This is a genomic window from Calyptranema fuscum S582, assembly GCF_055793305.1.
Window position 1 is genome coordinate 55924 of the sequence record NZ_JBSLYH010000029.1, and the last position, 21333, is coordinate 77256.

At 50.1% G+C, this 21333-nt stretch carries 14 protein-coding genes; 9 read left to right on the plus strand and 5 right to left on the minus strand.

Annotation, left to right across the window (positions count from 1 at the left end; genetic code table 11):
• Positions 1–478: 478 nt before the first annotated feature.
• Entirely contained in the window at positions 479–3592 is a 3114-nt protein-coding gene (locus tag ACR6Z4_RS19170) for a WD40 domain-containing protein (protein ID WP_479718917.1), read from the plus strand.
• Between the two features lie 234 nt (positions 3593–3826).
• Here ACR6Z4_RS19170 and ACR6Z4_RS19175 read toward each other — a convergent pair whose 3' ends face one another.
• Positions 3827–4582 carry a HEAT repeat domain-containing protein gene (locus ACR6Z4_RS19175; protein WP_479718918.1) on the minus strand — a complete coding sequence of 252 codons (756 nt, stop codon included), beginning with the start codon at positions 4580–4582 and terminating at the stop codon, positions 3827–3829.
• A gap of 21 nt (positions 4583–4603) precedes the next feature.
• A complete protein-coding gene (locus tag ACR6Z4_RS19180) occupies positions 4604–5488 on the minus strand; it encodes an ROK family protein (protein ID WP_479718919.1) in 885 nt (294 codons plus the stop codon).
• Positions 5489–6278: 790 nt separating this feature from the next.
• Here ACR6Z4_RS19180 and ACR6Z4_RS19185 point away from each other — a divergent pair.
• Together ACR6Z4_RS19185 and ACR6Z4_RS19190 are read left to right on the plus strand one after the other, a co-directional pair.
• Entirely contained in the window at positions 6279–7763 is a 1485-nt protein-coding gene (locus ACR6Z4_RS19185; RefSeq protein WP_479718920.1) for a site-2 protease family protein, read from the plus strand.
• Between the two features lie 33 nt (positions 7764–7796).
• Positions 7797–8291 carry a hypothetical protein gene (locus tag ACR6Z4_RS19190; protein ID WP_479718921.1) on the plus strand — a complete coding sequence of 165 codons (495 nt, stop codon included), beginning with the start codon at positions 7797–7799 and terminating at the stop codon, positions 8289–8291.
• 162 nt (positions 8292–8453) lie between these two features.
• Here ACR6Z4_RS19190 and thrC read toward each other — a convergent pair whose 3' ends face one another.
• The gene (gene thrC, locus ACR6Z4_RS19195; RefSeq protein ID WP_479718922.1) at positions 8454–9578 is read right to left on the minus strand and encodes a threonine synthase; all 1125 of its coding nucleotides are present in this window, start codon (positions 9576–9578) and stop codon (positions 8454–8456) included.
• Between the two features lie 922 nt (positions 9579–10500).
• Between thrC and ACR6Z4_RS19200 the strand changes: the two genes are divergently transcribed.
• Positions 10501–10770, plus strand: a complete 270-nt coding sequence (locus tag ACR6Z4_RS19200; protein ID WP_479718923.1) for a hypothetical protein — start codon at positions 10501–10503, stop codon at positions 10768–10770.
• Between the two features lie 176 nt (positions 10771–10946).
• The gene (locus ACR6Z4_RS19205) at positions 10947–13631 is read left to right on the plus strand and encodes a CHAT domain-containing protein (protein ID WP_479718924.1); all 2685 of its coding nucleotides are present in this window, start codon (positions 10947–10949) and stop codon (positions 13629–13631) included.
• 175 nt (positions 13632–13806) lie between these two features.
• Here ACR6Z4_RS19205 and ACR6Z4_RS19210 read toward each other — a convergent pair whose 3' ends face one another.
• Complete coding sequence (locus tag ACR6Z4_RS19210; protein WP_479718955.1) at positions 13807–15708, minus strand: aspartate kinase; 1902 nt, start codon at positions 15706–15708, stop codon at positions 13807–13809.
• A 454-nt stretch (positions 15709–16162) separates the two neighbouring features.
• Here ACR6Z4_RS19210 and ACR6Z4_RS19215 point away from each other — a divergent pair, with 454 nt between their 5' ends.
• Positions 16163–17224, plus strand: a complete 1062-nt coding sequence (locus tag ACR6Z4_RS19215; RefSeq protein WP_479718925.1) for a response regulator — start codon at positions 16163–16165, stop codon at positions 17222–17224.
• Between the two features lie 27 nt (positions 17225–17251).
• Positions 17252–17947, plus strand: coding sequence for a hypothetical protein (locus tag ACR6Z4_RS19220; RefSeq protein ID WP_479718926.1), 696 nt, complete (start codon positions 17252–17254; stop codon positions 17945–17947).
• 179 nt (positions 17948–18126) lie between these two features.
• Here the strand turns inward: ACR6Z4_RS19220 and ACR6Z4_RS19225 are convergent, their stop codons facing one another.
• The gene (locus ACR6Z4_RS19225; protein WP_479718927.1) at positions 18127–18921 is read right to left on the minus strand and encodes a hypothetical protein; all 795 of its coding nucleotides are present in this window, start codon (positions 18919–18921) and stop codon (positions 18127–18129) included.
• 258 nt (positions 18922–19179) lie between these two features.
• On the opposite strand from ACR6Z4_RS19225, the gene ACR6Z4_RS19230 reads away from it, so the two are divergent.
• On the plus strand, positions 19180–20085 hold the full coding sequence (locus tag ACR6Z4_RS19230; protein ID WP_479718928.1) for an alpha/beta fold hydrolase: 906 nt from the start codon (positions 19180–19182) through the stop codon (positions 20083–20085).
• 356 nt (positions 20086–20441) lie between these two features.
• Entirely contained in the window at positions 20442–21140 is a 699-nt protein-coding gene (locus ACR6Z4_RS19235; RefSeq protein ID WP_479718929.1) for an esterase/lipase family protein, read from the plus strand.
• Positions 21141–21333 lie beyond the last annotated feature (193 nt).

Consider the following 21333-nt stretch of genomic DNA (forward strand, 5'->3'; position numbering starts at 1 on the left):
TACAGAAGGGATGAACTGCCAGAAACACACGCGCAGAGATTTCCGAATGACGTTGATTCAAGCTACGATACAAGCTTTATCTTTTTACGCTAGACCAAGGATATCCTGGATTAAGAATCAGGAACATAACCTTAGCTATAAAAATAGGGTAGTCCTGGAAATGTAATGATTTTTTGTGACGCGGGCGACGCCTGCGCCACAAAAAATCATTACATGAATATCACTATCAAATTAGGATCACAAATTAATTAAAACCCGGACGTTTATTTTTGTCAGCGCGGCGGAGCCGCACTGACAAAAATAAATCTTCGGTTTTATTAAATCCACGATCCTTAGCGACATCAACAGGCGATCGCACGTCTGTGGGGGTTTAGCTCATCTCGTCCATCTACGCGACCGACCGTTCATCATCAGGGTGTTCTATCGGCGTCTCAGCTCTACAGGATAGTTGCCCGAGCCTTTATCCTAAGGAATTCTCATGACGCAAAGTTCAACGAGTCAGACTTCAGACGATGCTTCCAGCCCAACGGGGTTAAGAATTGCAGATATCCTGACCTTACCCAATCATCTCCAACATTTGGTGAATTGGATGATGCGTCAGGAGGAGGTTAGTATTACCCAGGTATCGGAGTTTTTAAAGACAGACCCAGCCCAGACCAGGGTGCTGCTCCAAGAACTGGTCGATCTGCGGTACGTTAAAGTGTCTGCCGTAACCGGGCAAGAAACCTATCGCATCAAGTTGGCACATAAATCCAACCGCCAAATGCCTACCGATATTTGGAAGGTGTTGGATAGTCCGACGGAAGCGGCGAATGTTTTTATTTCCTACTCTCGTCGCAACAAAAGCTTTGCCAAGCAACTCTATGAAGCGCTGCGAAAACGGGGTCGCGAAGTCTGGATCGACTGGGACAATATTCCCTCTGCGGCTGATTGGTGGAAAGAAATTCAGGTCGGCATTGAAGTAGCCGATGCCTTTGTCTTTACCCTCAGCCCTGATTCTGTCAAATCTCAGGTTTGCGGTCAGGAAGTGGAACACGCCCTGCACCATAAAAAACGGATCGTTCCCATCCTGTATCAAGATGTAGATCCCAAAGACGTGCATCCAGAAATTGCCAAACTGAATTGGATTTTTCTACGTCCACAAGATGACTTTGAAACCGGGTTACGGAACCTGATTCGGTCATTGGATACGGATCTCAACTATGTCCGCGCCCATACGCGGTTGCTGATGCGGGCACTGGAATGGAGTGGCAAGAAAAAAGACGATAGCTTTTTGCTGCGGGGCAGCGATCTGAAGGCAGCCCAAGATTGGCTGACCCAGAGCAATGATAAAGAACCACAGCCAATGCTACTCCAGCGAGACTATATCTGGGCATCTCGCAAAGCAGAGACTAACCGTCAGGAAGCAGAATTAGAACAGCAACGCAAAACGCTCAGGCAACAGCGGATCTGGCTGGGTATTGTGGCGATCGCCTCAACCATTGCCGTTGGTTTTGGGATTACATCTTTTGTGCTCTATCGGCAGGCGTTAGGGAGCCGTCGAATAGCAGACGATCTGCGGATCACTGCCGAACGCCAACAGTTGATTGCCCTCAGCCGTTCGTCCGAAGGCTTATATCTATCCAATCAATATTTTAATGCCTTGCTCGAAAGCATCCGTGCCGGACGAGCCTTTCAACAATCCAATGCATTGAACACCGATGCATCCCTACGGGCGCAGATTGTGACCGCTCTGCAACAGACAGTGTTTTGGATCCAAGAACGCAATCGCCTGGAAGGGCACGCCGGATTAATCTGGCATGTAACCTACAGCCCCGATGGCACGATGCTTGCCTCCGCCAGCGCCGATCATGATGTGCGGCTGTGGCGATCGAACGGTAGCCTGATCGCGCGATTACAGGAACATACTGCCCAGGTTTTAGGAATTGCTTTTTCGCCAGACAATCAAATCGTTGCGTCTGCCAGTGCCGACAAAACCGTCAAACTGTGGCGCACCGACGGCACCTTGATCCGCACATTGACAGGGTTTACCGCTGAAGTCAACAGTGTCAGTTTTAGCCCCGACGGTCAACTCATTGCCACCGCTGGAGAAGACCATACCGTGCAACTTTGGCGATTAGATGGCACTCTGGTCAAGACACTGGCAGGTCATGGTGCCGCAGTTCGGGATGTCAAATTTAGTCCCGATGGGCAACTCATCGCCTCGGCAGGAGACGATGGCACCATTCGTCTGTGGCACGTCAACGACACCTTAGTCAAAGTCTTGCGAGGACACAACGCCCAGGTCAGTAGTATCAACTTCAGCCCCGACGGGCAACTACTGGTTTCTGCCAGTTCAGATAATACCGTTCGGTTGTGGCGACGCGATGGCGTTTTGGTACGGCTGATTCGTGCCCACGATACCCGCGTGTATGATGCAGTATTTAGCCCCGATGGCAAAACGATCGCCACTGCCAGTTGGGATAAAACTGTTCGCATTTGGAAACTAGATGGGACGCTGATTAACACTCTCAACGGTCACAGTTCTCAGGTGCGCAGTCTCAGCTTTAGCCCCGATGGTCAAATGCTGGCGTCCACCGGCGGCGATCGCACCATTCGACTGTGGCAACTTCAGCGACCCCTCACCCTTACCCTCCAAGATCACCGTGCCCAGGTTTACGATGTAGCCTTCTCTCCCGATGGAGAATTACTGGCCTCTGCCAGTGCCGACAAAACCATTAAACTCTGGAACCGAGACGGCACCCTGCTCAAAACCCTGGTGGGCAATCAAGGTTTAGTCTGGGATGTGAGCTTCAGCTCCGATGGGCAAACCTTAATCTCGGCAGGCTCCGATCGCACCGTTCGAATTTGGAGTCGCGATGGACAACTGCTGAAGACCTTGACTGGGCATGGTGCCCCCGTGAAAGATGTCGCCTTCAGCCCAGATGGCAAGCTGATCGCCTCTGCCAGCGAAGACCGAACCGTCCGTCTGTGGACCAGAGAAGGGACACTCATCCGGACGATTAAAGGACATGACTCTGGTGTGCTAAATGTGGGCTTCAGCCGAGATGGGCAAACCTTACTCACCAGCAGTTGGGATAACACAGCCCGACTCTGGCGCTTAGATGGCACCCTAATACAAACCTTTAGAGGTCATAGCGGTTGGGTCTATGCTGCCAACTTTAGCCCGGATGGCAAAATGGTCGTCACGGCAAGTTATGACAACACCATCAAGCTCTGGAACCTGGATGGCACGCTGATCAGAACCCTGGAAGGGCATACAGATGGCGTCGTTGATGTCGATTTCAGTCGCGATGGTCAAATCCTTGCCAGTGCCAGCTATGACAACACGGTTAAACTCTGGAAACTGGATGGCACGCTGATTACAACCATTCGAGGGCATTCCGCAGGGGTAAATAATGTCAAATTTAGTCCCGATGGGTTGCAACTGGTGACAGCCAGCGACGACAGAACCATTTTGGTCCGCAACTTAGCAGTTATGGGAGATCTGACTCAACTGTTAGAGCAAGGCTGCAATTGGGTGAGTGATTACTTGCAAACCAATCCCAATGTCAATCAAAGTGATGCCCAACTCTGTAAAACGACACCGTAAGCAGCGATTGCACTCCCGATCGCACCACAGGAGTGCAAGTTCTTCAGTACAGAAACGGTGTTGTGGGGCGCTCCGCGCCCCACAACACCGTACTGAATCAACCCGCACAGCGCTATAGACGTTAGCAGTGTAATAAAATCCCTGTTCCCTGAGCCTCGTAACCTTAATCCATCACAGTTTGAGCGCGCGACGGCTCTGCCGTCGCGCGCTCAATAAACTTCAGGTGAATGATCCTTAGATCAAGCCATCCTGCTCAATTTCTTCGATCACCTGCAATCCTCGGGTATCACCCACCTTGAGAATTGCCGATCGCGCATCTTCTCGCACCCCCATATCTTCATCTTCTGCAAACGACTCGATCAGGGCATCGATCGCCGTTGCATAGACGACATTGGAAGGTAAATCACGACACAGTTGCCCAACAGCCCAGGCGCAGTTGCTGCGCACGGCAGAAACGGGGTCACGCCGCAAGCCTTCGATCAGAACAGGGATGACGTTAATGATTGCCTCGTAGCTAACATTTGACATCTGTGCCAGGGCGCTCGCAGCCCAGAGCCGCACTGCTTGGATATCGGTTTTCAGAGCATGGGTCAGGGGTTCTAAAGAACGGCGATCGCGACAGTTGCCCAATGCCCAGACAATGCCTTTGCGCACATAGCCATTCCAGTCTTGCTCAAGCTGGTCAATCAAAGGAGCAACCGCCGTGTCACTGGGGTTGCGCCCCAATGCATAGGCAGCACTTACCCGAATTAAAGGACAAGCATCGGTTAACAGGCGAATCAAATGGGGAATCGCCCGCTTATCTTCTAATTCACAAAATGCACGCGCGGCTAACATCCGTTGCTGATTGTCAGGCGACTCCAGCAGCGGCAACATTTCTTCCGGATCTGGCTTGGGGATCTCTGCTTCAGCTTCGATCGTCCCCATCTTGTCTAAGGGGCTTTCCAGATCAGCATCTGCATCTAGTAGGCTTAAGTCGTCGTCATACATACAGTCACTTTACAGCAATCCTCAAACCCCGATCAACGCCGCCCCAATCACTCCTGCCGAATCACCGAGCTGATTTTTGACGATCGCCGTTTCCAACCCATCGCTAAACACCCGTTCTGAGGCAGCTTGTATGCCTAAAGTATAGAGTTCATCAATATGCGATAGTCCACCCCCCAACACCACCCGATCGGGGTCAAGGATGTTGATCACATTGGCGATCGCTTGACCAAAATTTTGGAAAAAATGGTCTACAAACGGGATGACTTCGGGAACGCCTGCGCGAAATTTCTCCAGGATCTGAGTGAGTGGCAAGCGATCGCCAAACTGGTGTTCATATAACTGTTCCAATCCACCCCCACTAATTAAAGTTTCGACACAGCCACGACGTCCACACCAGCATTGGGGTCCTTGTGGATCAATGGATGTATGCCCCCACTCGCCAGCGATCGCCCGTCCGCCACTGATTAACTCCCCCCGGTAGACAATTCCGCCACCACAGCCGGTGCCCATAATGACACCAAACACCATGTCTACCCCAACAGCAGCTCCATAGAGCGCTTCTGCCATGGCAAAACAATTGGCATCGTTTTGAATAGCAACTGGATGACCTAAGACAGTTTCTAAATCACGGTGCAGCGATCGCTGGTTCAGACAGGTTGTGTTGGAGTTTTTCAGTAGCCCCGTTTTGGGCGAAATAGCTCCCGGTGTGCCAATGCCAAGGGTATGGGGTTGCTGCCCCATCTGCTCTAGCATCTGGTCGTAGATCTGTTTTATTCTGCTGAGAATAAAGTCATACCCGTTATCTCGATAGGTGGGAATGCGATCGCGCCAGAGTGGCTGTCCTGTACTGTCCAACACCACCCCTTCAATCTTGGTACCACCCAAGTCAATTCCACATCGATACATTTTTCGGCAGTCCTAGAACTGTGATGATTTTTTGTGGTGCGGGCGACGCCCGCGCCACAAAAAATAGTACTCAGGATTAGAAATTAACGAAATATTGCGTAATTCTTTAGGCTTAACCCTGAATTGCTCAAGTCAGACTCGATTTCTGCTAGCCTAAACTAAGTATGTTTCATTAATTTTTTCTACCAAGATCTCCTAAAAACATTCGATCTTTCTATCAAACGCCTCAGTTCTGTCACGCCTTAGGATCACCGATCAATTAAACCCCGAACGTTTAGGTTGGAAGCGCGGCGACGCCGCGCTTCCAACCCTAGATCTTCGGTTTTATGAAATCCACGAGCTTAATGCGATGACCAAAACTGAGTTGCTTTTTTATCCATCTACCAGGGGTTTATCCGTTTTTTAAATCCTGATGCCATTTCTATTATGAAGATGCGTCGAATTAAAAGCAGGGGTGAAGGGGGCGCTGCCTCCTTTATGGGGGTTTCACCCCCACACCCCTCTTAAACAGTTGCAGTTTCATATTTGATTGATACGAATACAGGGATGTCAGGTTAAGACATGTGGACTTCGACAAGCATCTTAGTCGAGTCATCTTTATCAGTTAAACGTTGCTGACCCAGAAGACACGATTAAAACGATATCCTGGAGATCAAGAGAGAATTTACTATCCCGGCGTTGATACGGTTAGCATGAGTTATCAAAATATCCATTAAGCTTAATGGATGCTGTTTTGAGTACACTCGTCGGCTTCTGAGATCTAGGTTTGCAGCTTTTCAATATTCACAGCATGCTTGTTTGGTTGATTGTTTTAGGAGTCATTACATACCTGATCGTTCAACGCAGTGCGGCTACGATCACGCGCACTCCGGTCTGGATGCTCTGGCTCGTTTTGATGGCTCCGGCTTTAATCTGGACGGTTTGGGTTTTGTTCAAAGGTGAAACGACCCCTATCCCGCCCTTACTTCTACTGGGACCGTTTATCGTCTGTCCCTTTCTGTATTACTGGCTGATTCAGTGGGGGCGTCCGCCCCAGGCCTCGACACCCGAATCACAACCCTCATCTGGCGACCCAACAAACCCATCCGCCACGGAAAAGCGCCCCAATCTCCGCCCGATCGATCGGCAAGAAGAGGCAGATTTGCAGACTTGCTTTCCCTGGTCGATTTATTATCTACAAAATATCGAGTATCGCCCTCAGGCACTGATCTGCCGGGGGCAACTGCGATCATCTCCGGAGGTCGCGTATCGCACCATTCGCGAGAATATTGAAGCCAGGTTTGGCGATCGCTTCCTGGTTATTTTTCAAGAAGGATTAAACGGCAAACCTTTCTTCGCGCTCGTTCCTAACCCCCGCAATCAAGCAACCCCGCAACCGGAGGATCAAGTTGTTAACCGTCCGGGCTTAGGGCTTGTTTTGCTGGTTGCCACCCTGTTGACTACCACCTGGGCAGGTGTTGTTTTTTCTGATCCAACCGTGGTGGAAACACCGCAATTAAACTGGTCAGTCTTTTCGACAGGGATTCCTTATGCGTTGTCATTAATGGCAATTTTGGGCATTCACGAGTTAGCCCATTATCTGACCGCTCGTTTTTACAAGATTCGCGCCACGCTGCCTTATTTTATTCCGGTTCCCTTCACCTCGTTTTTCCCCTTCGGCACGTTTGGAGCCTTTATTCAGCTGCGTTCCCCCGTTCCAGACCGTAAAGCTTTATTTGATGTAGGAATTGCGGGCCCCCTCGCCGGATTTTTGGTAGCGCTGCCGATTTTGGTGTGGGGCTTTGCCCACTCTGAGGTTGTTGAGCTGGCAGACACCTCCAGTCTATTTAACTTCGATTCCTTCAAACCAACTTCATCATTACTTTTAGCTTTGTTGAGTAAACTAGCGCTAGGGAATGAGTTGACGATCGACAAAGCCTTACAACTGCATCCGGTTGCGATCGCCGGTTGTCTGGGCATTGTGGTCACAGCGCTCAATCTTATGCCCGTTGGGCAATTGGATGGAGGGCACATCGTCCATGCGATGTTTGGTCAACGAACGGGTGCTGTCATTGGTCAAGTCGCGCGTCTACTGGTGCTAGCCTTAGCCTTTGCCCAACAAGAATTGTTATTGTGGGCGATCTTGCTATTCTTCATTCCGGTCGTTGATGAACCAACCCTGAATGATGTGAATGAATTGGATAATCGGCGAGACTTTTTAGGCTTGCTTGCCTTAACCCTGTTAATTGTGATCATCTTGCCAGCACCGCAAGCGATTACTCAAATTTTGTTTTAGACTCTCTAGCATAGGCGACATGAGGAGCCTTCAATGACCCACGATGTCAAACAGTGGCTAGCAGAAATAAAGTTTCTCCAGCAAAAATTGGACGACGCTTACAAGGAGCGCGACGAGGCGTTTGCTGGAGCAGCCAATTGGCGGAAATTGTATGAAACCGAAGCCAAGCAACGCCGCACGGAAGCCAATCTTGCCAAACAGACGATAGAGAGCTTAAAAGAAGAGATCCAACTCTTCCAGTCGCCTCTGGCTGGGGCAGAGCCTCGCTCCGGCGATCGCCTTGCTGTTCAACAAGAAGTCGAAGATCTCACCAGTCTGCAAGAGCTAAAAGAAAAGCTGATTCAAAGCCTGGTCGAATGCAAACATCTGGCACAAGCTCTAAAAGCAGAGCAGATGGATCACGAGCGCACCCGCAAAGCGCTGACCGATGCATTGGGCGATACGATGAATGTGCTGGCCCGCGAGCGAGCCGCCGGGCGCAATGGTCTGGTTGAGCCGGTTGGCTCGATCAATCTCCCTTCAGAATAAAATTATGTAGAGAACCCATTGAGCGCCATCCTTGCAGGATGGCGCTCAATGATCTATGGGATTAAGGATTTCTTGAAGTGTCATTTATTGAGAGAGCGACGGCTCCGCCGTCGCTCTCTCAATAAATATTTGTCTGTCGGAAACTCTGGTGAATTATTCAGATTAGAACCCCATAGCTTGGGCGATCGCCTGCATTTCTGGCTCAATTCCTGGTTTCACCTGGTTTTCGCAGTGCTTGATGGCAACATCAGGATCTTTCAAGCCATTACCCGTCAGCACACAGACAATTTTGGTACCCACCGGGATCTGATCTTTTACCTTCAGCAGCCCTGCAACCGATGCAGCACTGGCAGGTTCGCAGAAAATGCCTTCCTGGGATGCCAGTAGCCGGTAAGCGGACAAAATTTCATCATCGGTAACGGCATGAAACTGCCCCTGACTGGCATCACGAGCCGTGACGGCCTGCTGCCAACTGGCAGGGTTGCCAATGCGAATAGCGGTGGCAATCGTTTCGGGGTGGGCAATGGGGTGCCCGGAGATTAATGGAGCGGCTCCGGCGGCTTGAAATCCCATCATTCGAGGCAGGCGATCGCTCAAGCCTGCCTGATGATATTGGCAAAACCCCATCCAATATGCCGTAATGTTGCCCGCATTGCCTACGGGAATGCAGAGCCAATCGGGTGCAGTGCCCAGCGCATCGATAATTTCAAACGCAGATGTCTTTTGCCCCTCAATCCGATAGGGGTTCACCGAGTTGACCAAGGTAATCGGGTACTGATCCGCCAGTTCGCGCACAACCGACAACGCCTGGTCAAAATTTCCTTTTATTGCCAACACCTCTGCCCCGTATAACAGCGCCTGGGCTAACTTCCCCAGTGCCACATAGCCATCGGGGATCACGACAAATGCCCTCATCCCACCCCGACGGGCATAGGCAGCCGCAGACGCGGAGGTGTTCCCGGTACTGGCACAGATCACGGCTTCCGACCCGGCTTCTTTGGCTTTAGAAATTGCCATCGTCATGCCCCGGTCTTTGAAACTGCCCGTAGGGTTTAACCCATCGTATTTGACCCAGACCTGCACATCTTTCCCAATTTGAGCGGCGATCGCAGGCACCGGGATCAACGGCGTATTCCCCTCATGCAGTGTGACTACAGGGGTTTGATCGCTAACCGGCAGATAAGCACGATATGCCTCAATTAACCCAAACCAGTTGCCTGCCTTTGCCGGACCTTCAGGCTTGGGTGCGGTCATTTCAGAATTAGCAGAAGATAAACTTATAGTCACAACAGCGTAGTCTCAGTTTTACGTAGAAGTCAAAAAATTAGAGTGCAGATGGTCTAGCAGAGGTTGGCAAAACCGACTGACACACCTGATATACTCCAGACTTTTAGTTTATCTGACAGCCAGCCTGCAAATGCTGAACCTAATAATTCACCCCTAACCCTGCGATGAGAAATTTGGATCGGGATCACCCACCTTCGCAATCGAGCAACCATTTGATGGAAATGGGGTTGAGCACCTTCAGTCAGCTCCGCTGACCCCGGATCTGCACCGTCCAATCCACCTAGAAAAATCCAGACTCGCTATATAAAAGTTGCTAATTTTGCTGTTTTAAAGTTTTATAGAGCTTTAATATTTCTAAAGAACGATAGAAATTTGGGTTGCCGTTATCAAGCGGAACACTCGGGTTAAATATTTTCAGGCATGATGCGCCTCACTCTGCCTTACTACCGAATAACTGAACCTTTAAATTTAGTTTTTCCCTCGGTAAGAGGGCTGTAGCCAAGGCTCGTCTGCCCTATATTCAAGCCGTTTAACCCAATTGTCGCGATCTTTATGGATCGGGCAAATAAATCCACAATCCTATATAAAAATCTGAACAGAATCGAGGAAATAGGGAGTTGCGTCCCTACATCCTTACCAGGCTCAGGCTTATAGAGAATTGACAAAGCTATCGTTTTTGAATTGAGTGCAAGATTTCAGCACAGAGGGACATAGCTTAATGGTGAAACCGGGTAATCGTGGGTATCATGATCCAGGGATTATCTTCGACTTATCCCCTTGGGCTGAAATCGAACGTAGCAGTGTGGGTTGCTTTTCAGCCAGTTGTTAAACCGACACAGGCGAATAAAAGCAAATCGACACATTTAATACAATCGATTATTAAGCTTAAGTTACAATATTGCTGTGGTGTGAATGAGTAAAAATGACTAGCACTGTTTTATTACAAACCCGTTTATCTGACGTGAACACTTCTTCAGCAGTTGTTGAAAGACCTCAATCTCCAGATGTATTCCTGGAGGACGCCGATGCACTCTCTAGTGCTAAAGAATCTTTGACGAAGCTTGCTAAACTTCCCTATCAAGCCAGTCATCGAGTTGAATTGCTCCATCTGCAAGCCGAAACTGAAGCTCTCCTCCAGCAACTTCAAACCCTCAAGGAGCAGCGTTCAGTAACAGAAGTTCCAGACGCCTAAAACTAAATTCCGGCTGATTTACAGCTTCAATCTGGGTAAAAGATCTACATTCTGCATGTCGTCCCTGTGGCAAGGGATGACTGCCTCATAGATTAAGAAAATTACGAAGGGGTAGTGCACAAAGCACTACCCCTTAAAATTTTATACATCCCCTGTATAGATAATAATCTTCAAGTATGCATGATCGACGGGTTTGGCGATCGCTCTACCGTAGGCTAGCAAAGCTTTTTCCTCTTGGGCTAGGGGTTTTGGCGTGTGTTACGTCACTGCTATGTAGTTGGGCATCTCCCAATCTGGCTCAAATGCCCCCGATTCATTCGGCTCAAGCAGCTCAATCGGTTCAATCACCAGCCGCGGATCCTGCTCTGGCAGCGACATCAGGACAAACCTTTGATCAGACGGGTAGAACCCTCTATCGGCAGGAACGATTTACAGAGGCGATCGCCGCTTTTCAGCAAGCCTTGAACGCCTATCAACAAACGGGCGATCGTCTGCGGCAGGCAATGACCCTGAGCAATCTCGCATTAACCTATCAGCAGCTCGGAGCCTGGGACGATGCGAATGCTGCCCTCGATCAGAGCCAGACACTCCTTCACAACCCTTCCCTGGAAAACGATCCAGATTATGACTCTGTGGTCGCCCAAACTCTCGATATTCAAGGTCGTCTACAACTAGAGCAAGGGCAAACCGAAGCCGCCCTGATAACCTGGCAAACCGCCGCCGCAACCTATGAGCGCATGGGGAATATTCTGGCGATGATTCGTAGCCAGATTAACCAGGCTCAGGCGATGCAAGCCTTGGGGTTATATCGACGAGCGATCGCCACCCTGACTGATGTTAGCGATCGCCTCCAGGCTCAGCCCGATTCTGCTCTAAAGGCGACTGGCTTAAGAAGTCTGGGAGATGCGCTGCGAGTTGCCGGGAATTTGACACGTTCTCATGAGGTATTGCAGACCAGCCTTGATATGGCACAACGGTTGCAACACCCGGAGCTGATGAGTGATGCCTTATTCAGTTTAGCCAACACAGTTCGGGCACAGGGCGATCCCCAAGAGGCACTCGACCTTTACCAACAAGCCAGTACCCATGCCACCTCCCTTCTGAGTCGGGTACAGATTCAGTTGAATCAGTTAAGTTTGCTCTTAAGAAATGAACAATTTTCTGACATCCCAACCCTCTTACCCCAACTGCAAACCGATCTACAAAGCTTACCGCCAAGCCGCACTGCCATTTATGCACAGGTCAATTTTGCCAGTAGTTTAATGGATTTAGGGGTCAGGGGTCAGGCGTTGGGGATCAGCGATACGGCACCCACCGAGATTGCACAATGGCTGACTCGGGCAATCCGGCAGGCACAACAGTTGGGCGATCGCCGTGCGGAGTCTTATGCCATCGGCAGTCTGGGCACGTTGTATGAACAAACGGCGGCGTGGGAAAATGCCACCCAAATCACAGAACGCAGCTTGTTGCTGGCACAGAGTGTCAATGCCGACGATATTTCTTACCGCTGGCAATGGCAGCTCGGACGCATTTTAAAGGCACGGTCTGATCAAGCCAGCGATCGCGATGATCTCCATGAATCCGCGATCGCCGCCTATTCAGAAGCGATTAATAGTCTAAAATCCCTGCGCAACGATCTGGTTGCCATCAATCCAGAGGTACAATTTTCGTTTCAAGCCAGTGTAGAACCTGTCTATCGAGAATTTGTCAGTCTGCTGCTGAGCCGACCGGGGCAAACAGAAGCCGAACACATCGAAAAAGCAAGACAGGCGATCGAATCGTTGCAATTGGCAGAGTTAGAAGATTTCTTTCGTTCGGCATGTTTAGATGCTCAAGCGGTCAATATTGACCAGATCGATCAACAGGCAGCCGTCATCTATCCGATCATTCTGCCCGATCGCTTGGAAATTATTTTGAGTGCGCCGCAGCAGCCGTTGCGCCATTACTCGACCCCCATTTCTGCGGATGAGATAGAGGCAGCCGTGCTACGGTTTCGTCCGTTGTTGACCGATCGCCGCCGGACAGACGCTCAAATCTTACCGCTGGCACAACAGTTTTATGATTGGCTGATCCGACCGCTAGACGCTGATTTAGCCAACAGCGAGGTGGAAACGCTGGTATTTGTGCTGGATGGTTCGTTGCGTAGTGTGCCAATGTCGGTACTGCACAATGGGCAGACCTATTTAGTCGAACGCTATGGCATTGCCCTCACACCAGGGTTACAGTTACTCAGTCCGCGATCGCTGCAACGACAACGCTTAACCATCCTGGCGGCAGGTCTGACGGAGGGACGTCAGGGCTTTTCAGCGTTACCCAGTGTGGGTAGTGAACTGACCCAAATTCAAGATGAAGTGCCGACGCGGGTTTTGTTAAATCAACAATTTACCAGTAGTGCCTTACAAGATGCGGTGGATCGGCAACCGTATCCTGTCGTGCATTTGGCGACCCACGGCAAATTTAGCTCAAATCTCGACGATACCTTTATCCTGGCGTGGGATGACCGGATTGATATCAACCAGTTGAACACTATTTTGCAAAATACTGATTTGAATCGTCGTCAACCCATTGAGTTGCTGGTGTTAAGTGCATGTCAGACGGCATCTGGCGATCGCCGTGCAGCATTGGGGATCGCGGGTATGGCAGTTCGAGCTGGCGCACGCAGTACAGTTGCTTCGCTGTGGAGTGTGGATGATGCAGCAACGTCTGCCCTGATGACGCGATTTTATACAGAGTTGACCCATCCCACTGTCACCAAAGCAGAAGCGCTACGTCGGGCACAGCGATCGCTTTTGGACGATCCTCAATATCGGCAACGTCCCTATTTTTGGGCACCCTTTGTCCTGGTGGGCAATTGGCTATAGTGCTATGCGTTTAGAACTAATCGGGCAATGTGTGGAAACGCGCTGCGTTTCCACACATTGCCCGTAGGTGCCATTGTCGGCTGATGCCGTTTTAATAGGAAGCTGCGCCCAGCAAGGCGTCCAGAATAAAATCGTGTATCAATTTAAACGATTTTTTGGGCACATAGAGTGAGATTTAACTAAACACCTCACCTTTGCGTTCTGGCACATCAATCGTTTCGCTACCCGATAAATCGAAGGTGGCATGAACCGCTTGCAATGCTCTTACCCCTTCTGCCTCCGCGACAACGCAGCTAATCTTAATTTCTGATGTGGCAATCATTTGGATGTTAATTTGCTCTTTCGCCAATGCGGCAAACATTTTGGCAGCTGTCCCAGGGCAGTCGATCATGCCCGTACCAACAACGCTGACTTTGGCGATCGCCTCATCCAGCACGATCTCACCCCATCCCAGTTCCATCGCAGCGGTTTGCAAGATTGCCTCTGCTGCCGTGCCATCAGGTTGAGCCACTGTAAAAGCGATATCTCGCATGGGGACACCATTGACCAGGCGGCACCGTTGCGACTGAATAATCATATCCACGCTGATATTGTGGTCAGCGAGCAAACTGAATACCTTCGCTGCCATGCCGGGGCGATCGGGTACATGGCGAATCGCAAGTCGTGCTTGCTTCAGGTCTAATGCTGCGCCGCGCACGGGGGGCACAGACAGAGATTCCGAGTCCGGGTCAAATGTCTCTGTCCTGGACGACACGAATCGCGTCTCTACGACTCCGGGATCGTGGATGTCTGATCGTTGCCCTCGCATCGGCGAACTGTTGACTTCAAACGCTTCACACAGTGCCGCGATCGCGCGATCGCAATCTGCCAAATCGACGGCACAACTCACCTTAACTTCAGATGTAGAAATCATCTGAATATTCACCCCGGCGGCGGCTAGCGTGGCAAACATTTGCGCTGCTACTCCGGGTCGCCCAATCATGCCGGCTCCGGCAATACTTACCTTTGCCATTTGCCGCTCGACCAGCACCTCGGCTTCAGCAGAATGCGGAGTCGTATCGTTTCTCAATGCCGGGGCGATCGCTGATGCCACCGCTTCCGCTCGATTTAACGAATTGCGAGTCACGGTAAACGCAATATCATTCGTGTTGCCTTCATGGATCGATTGGATGATCAAATCCACATCCAGATCTTGGGTTGCAATTTCACCAAACAAACGTGCTGCCACCCCTGGACAATCGGGCACCCGCAGCATTGAGACTTTTGCCTGATCGGTGTCAAATTCGACCGCATCCACAGGTTGAGCAATTTCTAACCCATCTAGCGATCGCGGTTTGGGCAAGGGCGAAATTACCTTCGTTCCCGGATCATCTGTCCAACTCGATCGGACGACCAACGTCATGCCATAATTTCGAGCAATTTCTACGGCACGCGGATGCAGCACTTTTGCGCCCAAACTGGCAAGCTCCAGCATCTCATCGCACGTAATCTCGCGCATTAGTTGGGCATCTGGCACGATCCGAGGATCGGTGGTCAAAATCCCCGGCACATCAGTATAAATCTCACAACAGTCGGCACGTAGGGCGGCGGCTAGAGCAACCGCTGATGTGTCAGAGCCGCCCCTGCCCAGGGTGGTAATTTCTAAATCGCCACTACTGCTGATGCCTTGAAACCCCGCCACTACGACCACTTTGCCATCTTTCAAATGGCGTTCCATGCGATCGGTTTCAATCCGCAAAATCCGGGCACGGGTATGTTCTGCTTCCGTCACAATGCCAACTTGCGCACCTGTCATGGAAATAGCAGGCTGCCCCATATCTTGTAACGCCATACTCAACAGTGCGATCGATACCTGCTCTCCTGTAGACAGCAGCATATCCAGTTCTCGACGGCTGGGGTTCGTAGAAATTTCGTGGGCAAGCTTGACCAATCCATCCGTGGTTTTCCCCATGGCTGAGACCACCACCACCAGGGAATGCCCCATGGCTACCGTTTGACTGACCCGTTGAGCCACTGATTTGATCCGCTCTACGGAACCGACGGAAGAACCCCCATACTTTTGAACAATTAACCCCATAACACCCGTTTTATACGTACCTGTAACATGCGGAAGTATATAACACCCTCGACCAGACATTGGTAATTTGTAATGATTTTTGGGCATTGGTGAACAGGAATTTGCACGCCGAGAGCGGTTCCTAAATCCTTAGGATCGCGGATTAAATAATTCCTATCCGTCAAGTGCTCTGTAGGGGCGCACAGCTGTGCGCCCTTACCCAAGAATTACGGGTTATTAAGTCCGTGATCCTTACAAACCTGACTCAACATCTCGCGTTACTGCATTTTGCTGTACCGTTGCCGGTGAAACCGGAAGTTTCGCTGGCAACGTCATGCCGATATTAAGCCATGCCCTCGTTTTTTGTGCCTGAGGAAATTGGTTTATTGGCAAAAGTTTTCTGATGCCGTCTTTCTTTCTTGATTAATGATGTAAGGGCATTGTCGAAATTTTTGCCTCCACCTACAACGTGCTGATGACAGATCCGATTCGCATCCTCATCATTGATGACCAAACCACCATCCGGCAAGCACTCATGGTGTTGCTGGAACAAGAAAAAGACTTTCTCATTGTCGGCAGTGCCGATAACGGGGAGAAAGGAATTGAGCTAGTTGCAGAGTTGCAGCCTCATATTGCGTTGGTAGACATTCAAATGCCCGGAATTGACGGCATTGAGACGACTAAGAGAATTTGTCAACGGTTTAGCGATACCAAAGTTTTGGTCTTGAGTGGGCAGGATGGGGGAAACTACCTGGCAGAAGCCTTTCGGGCTGGTGCAAAAGGATATCTCCTCAAAAATACTCCCGCCGAAGACCTGGCAGCCGCTATCCGGTCTGTAGACAAAGGCTATGGACAGGTCAGCCCTGGCTTGTTAGAAAAAGTGGTGACTCATGTCGGGGCATCCGAGAGTGGTGCTGAAACGCTGTCTCCTAAAGCCACCGAGCAAGAGCGGACTCCGCCATCGATGTGGGCAACCACTCAGACGATTTTGCCCGACGTCGATTTGCTGTTACTGCTGAGAAATTTTGACGCCAGAACTTTACTGGAAACCGTTCGGCGGATTCACCAAAGCGGTAAAGCAGCCACTGTTATGGCCGATCTAAAAGCATATTTGACCAGTGAACCCACCAACTTATCGTCGCTCTATCTATACGGTGCTTTATCTCATCGAAATCAAAAAAATCAACCATCTGCCCTGCAATATTTGCGTCTAGGGTTTACCGAAGGCGTCAAGCAAGGATTGTCAAAAGAGAATTTGTTGCTGTTTTACAAAGAAACCTCTCTGTTTGCACCCCAGGAGGCCTTTGACTGGCTGATACAGACAGAGACGTTTCGCAATCATGATGCGGGCTTAGCGTTTCTCTGTCAGGAAGCAGAACAACGATTTGGGGCGACATCTACTTACTATCAGGCTTGTCTAAACCTGCACCAGATGAGGGTGATGCAACGGTTGAGCGATCGCTGTCTTGCACTACGACCCAAGCTAAATCTATTGCAGCAAGGTTTTACCCGCCTGAATGGGGTGTTGACACATTGAAGGATATCGTAAATTGCAGGAAATCTTATGAATGCGATAGAGCACGTTGAGCAGGAACTCGCTGAACTCCGTCGTCGATTGGAGCAGTCTTTTAGTGTATTAGATGCGTTGACTGGCATCCAGACTGAGTTTGAAGACTTAGCGAAAACCTATCAAAACTTAAAAAATGGCTCAAATGGTGCAGACCAACTCGCTCAATTTCGTGACACGGTCAATCGCCGTCTGAGCGATCTTGAAAAGCTGATTGAAGCCGCTCGTAAAGAAACCCTTGAAGAGTTAATGACGACTCAGACTGAGCTGAGTACAGCCGATCGCAACCTCAGATCGGACATGCTCCAGCAGATTACCAAGTTAAAACTAGAGGTAGAGGGGTTGTTTTCCACCCTGAAAGATGAGTGGGCACAGCCTAAGGAAGCGATGCAGTCCTATGTCACCGAATTTGAGTCGCGATTGCGCACAGAGCTGCGGTCTGTGATCAACCGGATGGAGCAGTCAGGGTTTAGCCCGCAACATTTGGAAAAACTGGATAAGTTAGATATCCGATTGCAAGCTATTAAAGGATCGTTAATTAATACAGATAAACAGGTCAAATCTTTGCGTCAGGGGTTAACCCTGGCAATTATTTTGTCGCTGGTCGCCATGGCATTGCCCGTCGTCCTGACGCTGGTGGGTGGCGATGCCTTGCAAAATCGAACGGAACCGACTGTAGAGCAAACCAATTAGACCGCATTTATTTCTTTGAGCCTATAGCAACCGTCGAGACGGTTAAATCAGGACGTTGAGTGAGAACCTGCGCTCCGCGCGGGTTCTCACTCAACCTTTGTTCTCATCAACCCCTCGACTGCTTAAAAAGGGATATGGAGCGCGGCTTTGCCGCGCTCCATATCCCTTTCTGTAAATGATTAGTTTGTGCTGAGGGGAATCAGGTTATCTCTAATTCCCACCAGACCATCTCCGTAAATCACTGTGACTTCATGTTCGACTGGGTTGTCTGCCTTTGTGCCGTAGAGGGTATAGACAAAAAACCCATTGGTATCCAAGCCTTTCAGCCGATATTGCAATGTTTCTGCATCAAAACTGGCGCGGTAGTTGGCGATCGCGTCCTCTGCCTGAGTGACTGGATAATCGATATCATCCGCCGTCAACACTCTTGCCAGGGTTGTCGCATCGTTTGTCTGAACCGAGGTGATCACCCCGTCTAACAGCCGTTTTGCCGGATAGGAATATAGGAAAAATTCGTCAACCATCTGAATGGCTCCGCGTTCCTGATTCAGCGTCACGGTTTTACTGATGCCACTGTCGCTGTACAGCCGATAGTGAAATTTTTGGGAGGGCTGATTGACAAATTCACCCAGATCTTCCAGATTTTCTAGCTCAAATCGGCTAATGGGTTCGTTATGAAAATAGCTGCGGTAGTCGGCGATCGCCGCATCCGCAAATTCGGGCGATCGCTTTGTTTCTAGCAAATACGGCAAAATGACCGACGTCTCCCCCCGGTTAATGGCTTCGACCCATGCTGCCATCAGCGCATCTGCATCCGCTTGAGTCAGGGGTTGTTCAGTTTGGGGCGCAGGCAATGCCGGGGTGCTGCTCTGAGAAACAGGGGCGTTGGGCAATTGGGCGATCGTCTCGCAACCCAAAAGGCTGATCCCTAAAATAACGGGCACGATTAACTTAAGAGCAGACATAACAGGCATAACAGAACACTGACAGGTCATGAAAGAAAGTTAGGGATCTGCGGTTTTATAAAAATTCAGTTTTGTGATGGCGTGCCATCACAAAACTGAATTTTTATTTTATTTTGAGTCTCCTATCATCTATTGTGACGGGGCGATCGCGATAGTTAGGGTGAGGAATGGACAGCTTCTCATCTGTTCTAAACCCCCGTCCTGACCAATCGGTGACGAGAATTCTTTATGATAGAGATAGTTTAAGAAACATGAAGCATAACTGCCGTGATTGCAAACGACTTGACCTCCTCCGCGCCTTTTGAATTGCTCACCTGGACTTGGCAAACCCATCGAATCCGTTACACCGTTGTGGGGAATGGGGTGCCATTGATCTTAATTCATGGCTTTGGCGCGTCGATTGGGCACTGGCGAAAAAATATTCCAACTCTGGCAAATGCAGGCTATCGGGTCTTTGTGTTAGATTTGCTGGGCTTTGGTGGGTCTGATAAACCCGCCCTCGACTACACGTTGGAGCTTTGGCAAGATTTACTCCGCGACTTTTGCCAAACCCACATCCAACAGCCTGCCATTTTCGTGGGTAATTCCATCGGCGCATTGCTCACCCTGATGATGTTGGTCGATTACCCCGACCTCTCCGCTGGTGGGGTATTGCTGAATGCAGCTGGAGGCTTAAACCATCGCCCCGAAGAATTGAATTTTCCCCTGAACTGGATCATGGGTACCTTCACCAAACTGGTCAGTTCAGATGCGATCGGACCTTTTCTGTTCAACCAGATCCGCAGCAAACCTCGAATTCGCGAAACCTTAAAACAGGTCTACTTCGATCACACCGCCGTTACCGATGAACTCGTCGAAATTCTCTACGAACCCTCTTGCGATGCTGGCGCACAAAAAGTCTTTGCTTCAATTCTGACTGCACCGCCAGGCCCCAAACCAGACGATCTCCTGCCTAAAGTGCAACAGCCCCTACTCGTTCTCTGGGGCGAAGCTGACCCCTGGACACCCATCACCGGCTCCAAAGTTTACCAGGAGCGAGCAGCGATCGACACAACCGTTAAATTTGTCCCCATCCCGAACGCCGGACATTGTCCCCACGACGAATGTCCAGAAGTTGTCAATCAACTGATTTTAGACTGGCTAAACAATCAAAGATTAGGGGTCGGAGGCTAGGCTTGGGGTTAGACAATGTTGAGTTACCCCTGTAGAGCGAAGCATTCGTTGGATAGTCTTGGGTCAATGGCAAACATCATGGTTCGAATGCTTTGTCCCTACGATTTGCTGAGATGACCTTTTCTAGAAATCCCCTAAGGAATGGGAATTAAATAACTCCGATGATTTGTTGTACGGGCGAACGGCCGTTCGCCTCTCCAAACGATTCAATATTAGATCTTATTTAATCCATGATCCTAAGTGCTGGACAAAACGGTACACCTCACCATTAAGAACTCCATCCCATCCCCCCTTCACCTCTCCATCCCATCACCCCTCCACCCCTTCACCCCTCCAACCTTTCCCCCATCCTCCTCATGCCTCTTCCTACTGTCATTCTTCCTGGATATCTTGCTGGCGCAGCACCCTACCGTGAAATGGAGCAAGGATTAGAATCACTCGGCTTTCCGGTGATGACCGTGCCATTGAAGCGAAGAGACTGGCTACCAACTCTGGGCGGTCGCTCGGTGACACCGATTTTGCAACGCCTCGATCAAACGGTGAAAGCAGCGATCGCCACATGGGGAAGCGATCGCATTAACCTGATTGGTCATTCTGCTGGGGGTTGGATCTCGCGCATTTATTTGGGCGAAATACCCTATACCATTCATCCCAGCGATGCTGCCCAGTCGGGTCTGTGGAAGGCTCATCCGGCGATCGCCACCCTGGTCACATTGGGCACACCCCACATCAGCCAGGAACGCTGGACTAAACGCAACCTGGATTTTGTCAAAACGCATTACCCTGATGCGACCTACCCCACCGTTCGCTATGTCTGTGTTGCTGGGAAATCGATCTACGGGAACCGCTGGAAAAGCTGGTTTGCCCACAGTAGCTATGAGCTGACTTGTGGCACAGGTGAGTGCTGGGGCGACGGCATTACGCCAATAGAAGCTGCTCACTTAGAGGGCGCAGAGAATTTAGTTCTAAACGATGTCATCCATTCGCCCCGTACAGGCAACGTTTGGTACGGCTCACCAGCCGCGCTCAAGGTTTGGGCAACCTATCTCCAGTAGTAGCTAGTTTTGCTTAGAAACTTTATGTAGCAACACAGGTTCAAGCTGAGGCGATCGCTCAACACATCAACGATATGACTTGGAGATTACCAAGGTGCGATCGCAAACTATAGTGAAGCCATTCGCCTTAAGTGTACTTATGCTTTCAATTATTTTTATATTGAAGAGGCAGAGTGGAATTTGGGAGATAAAC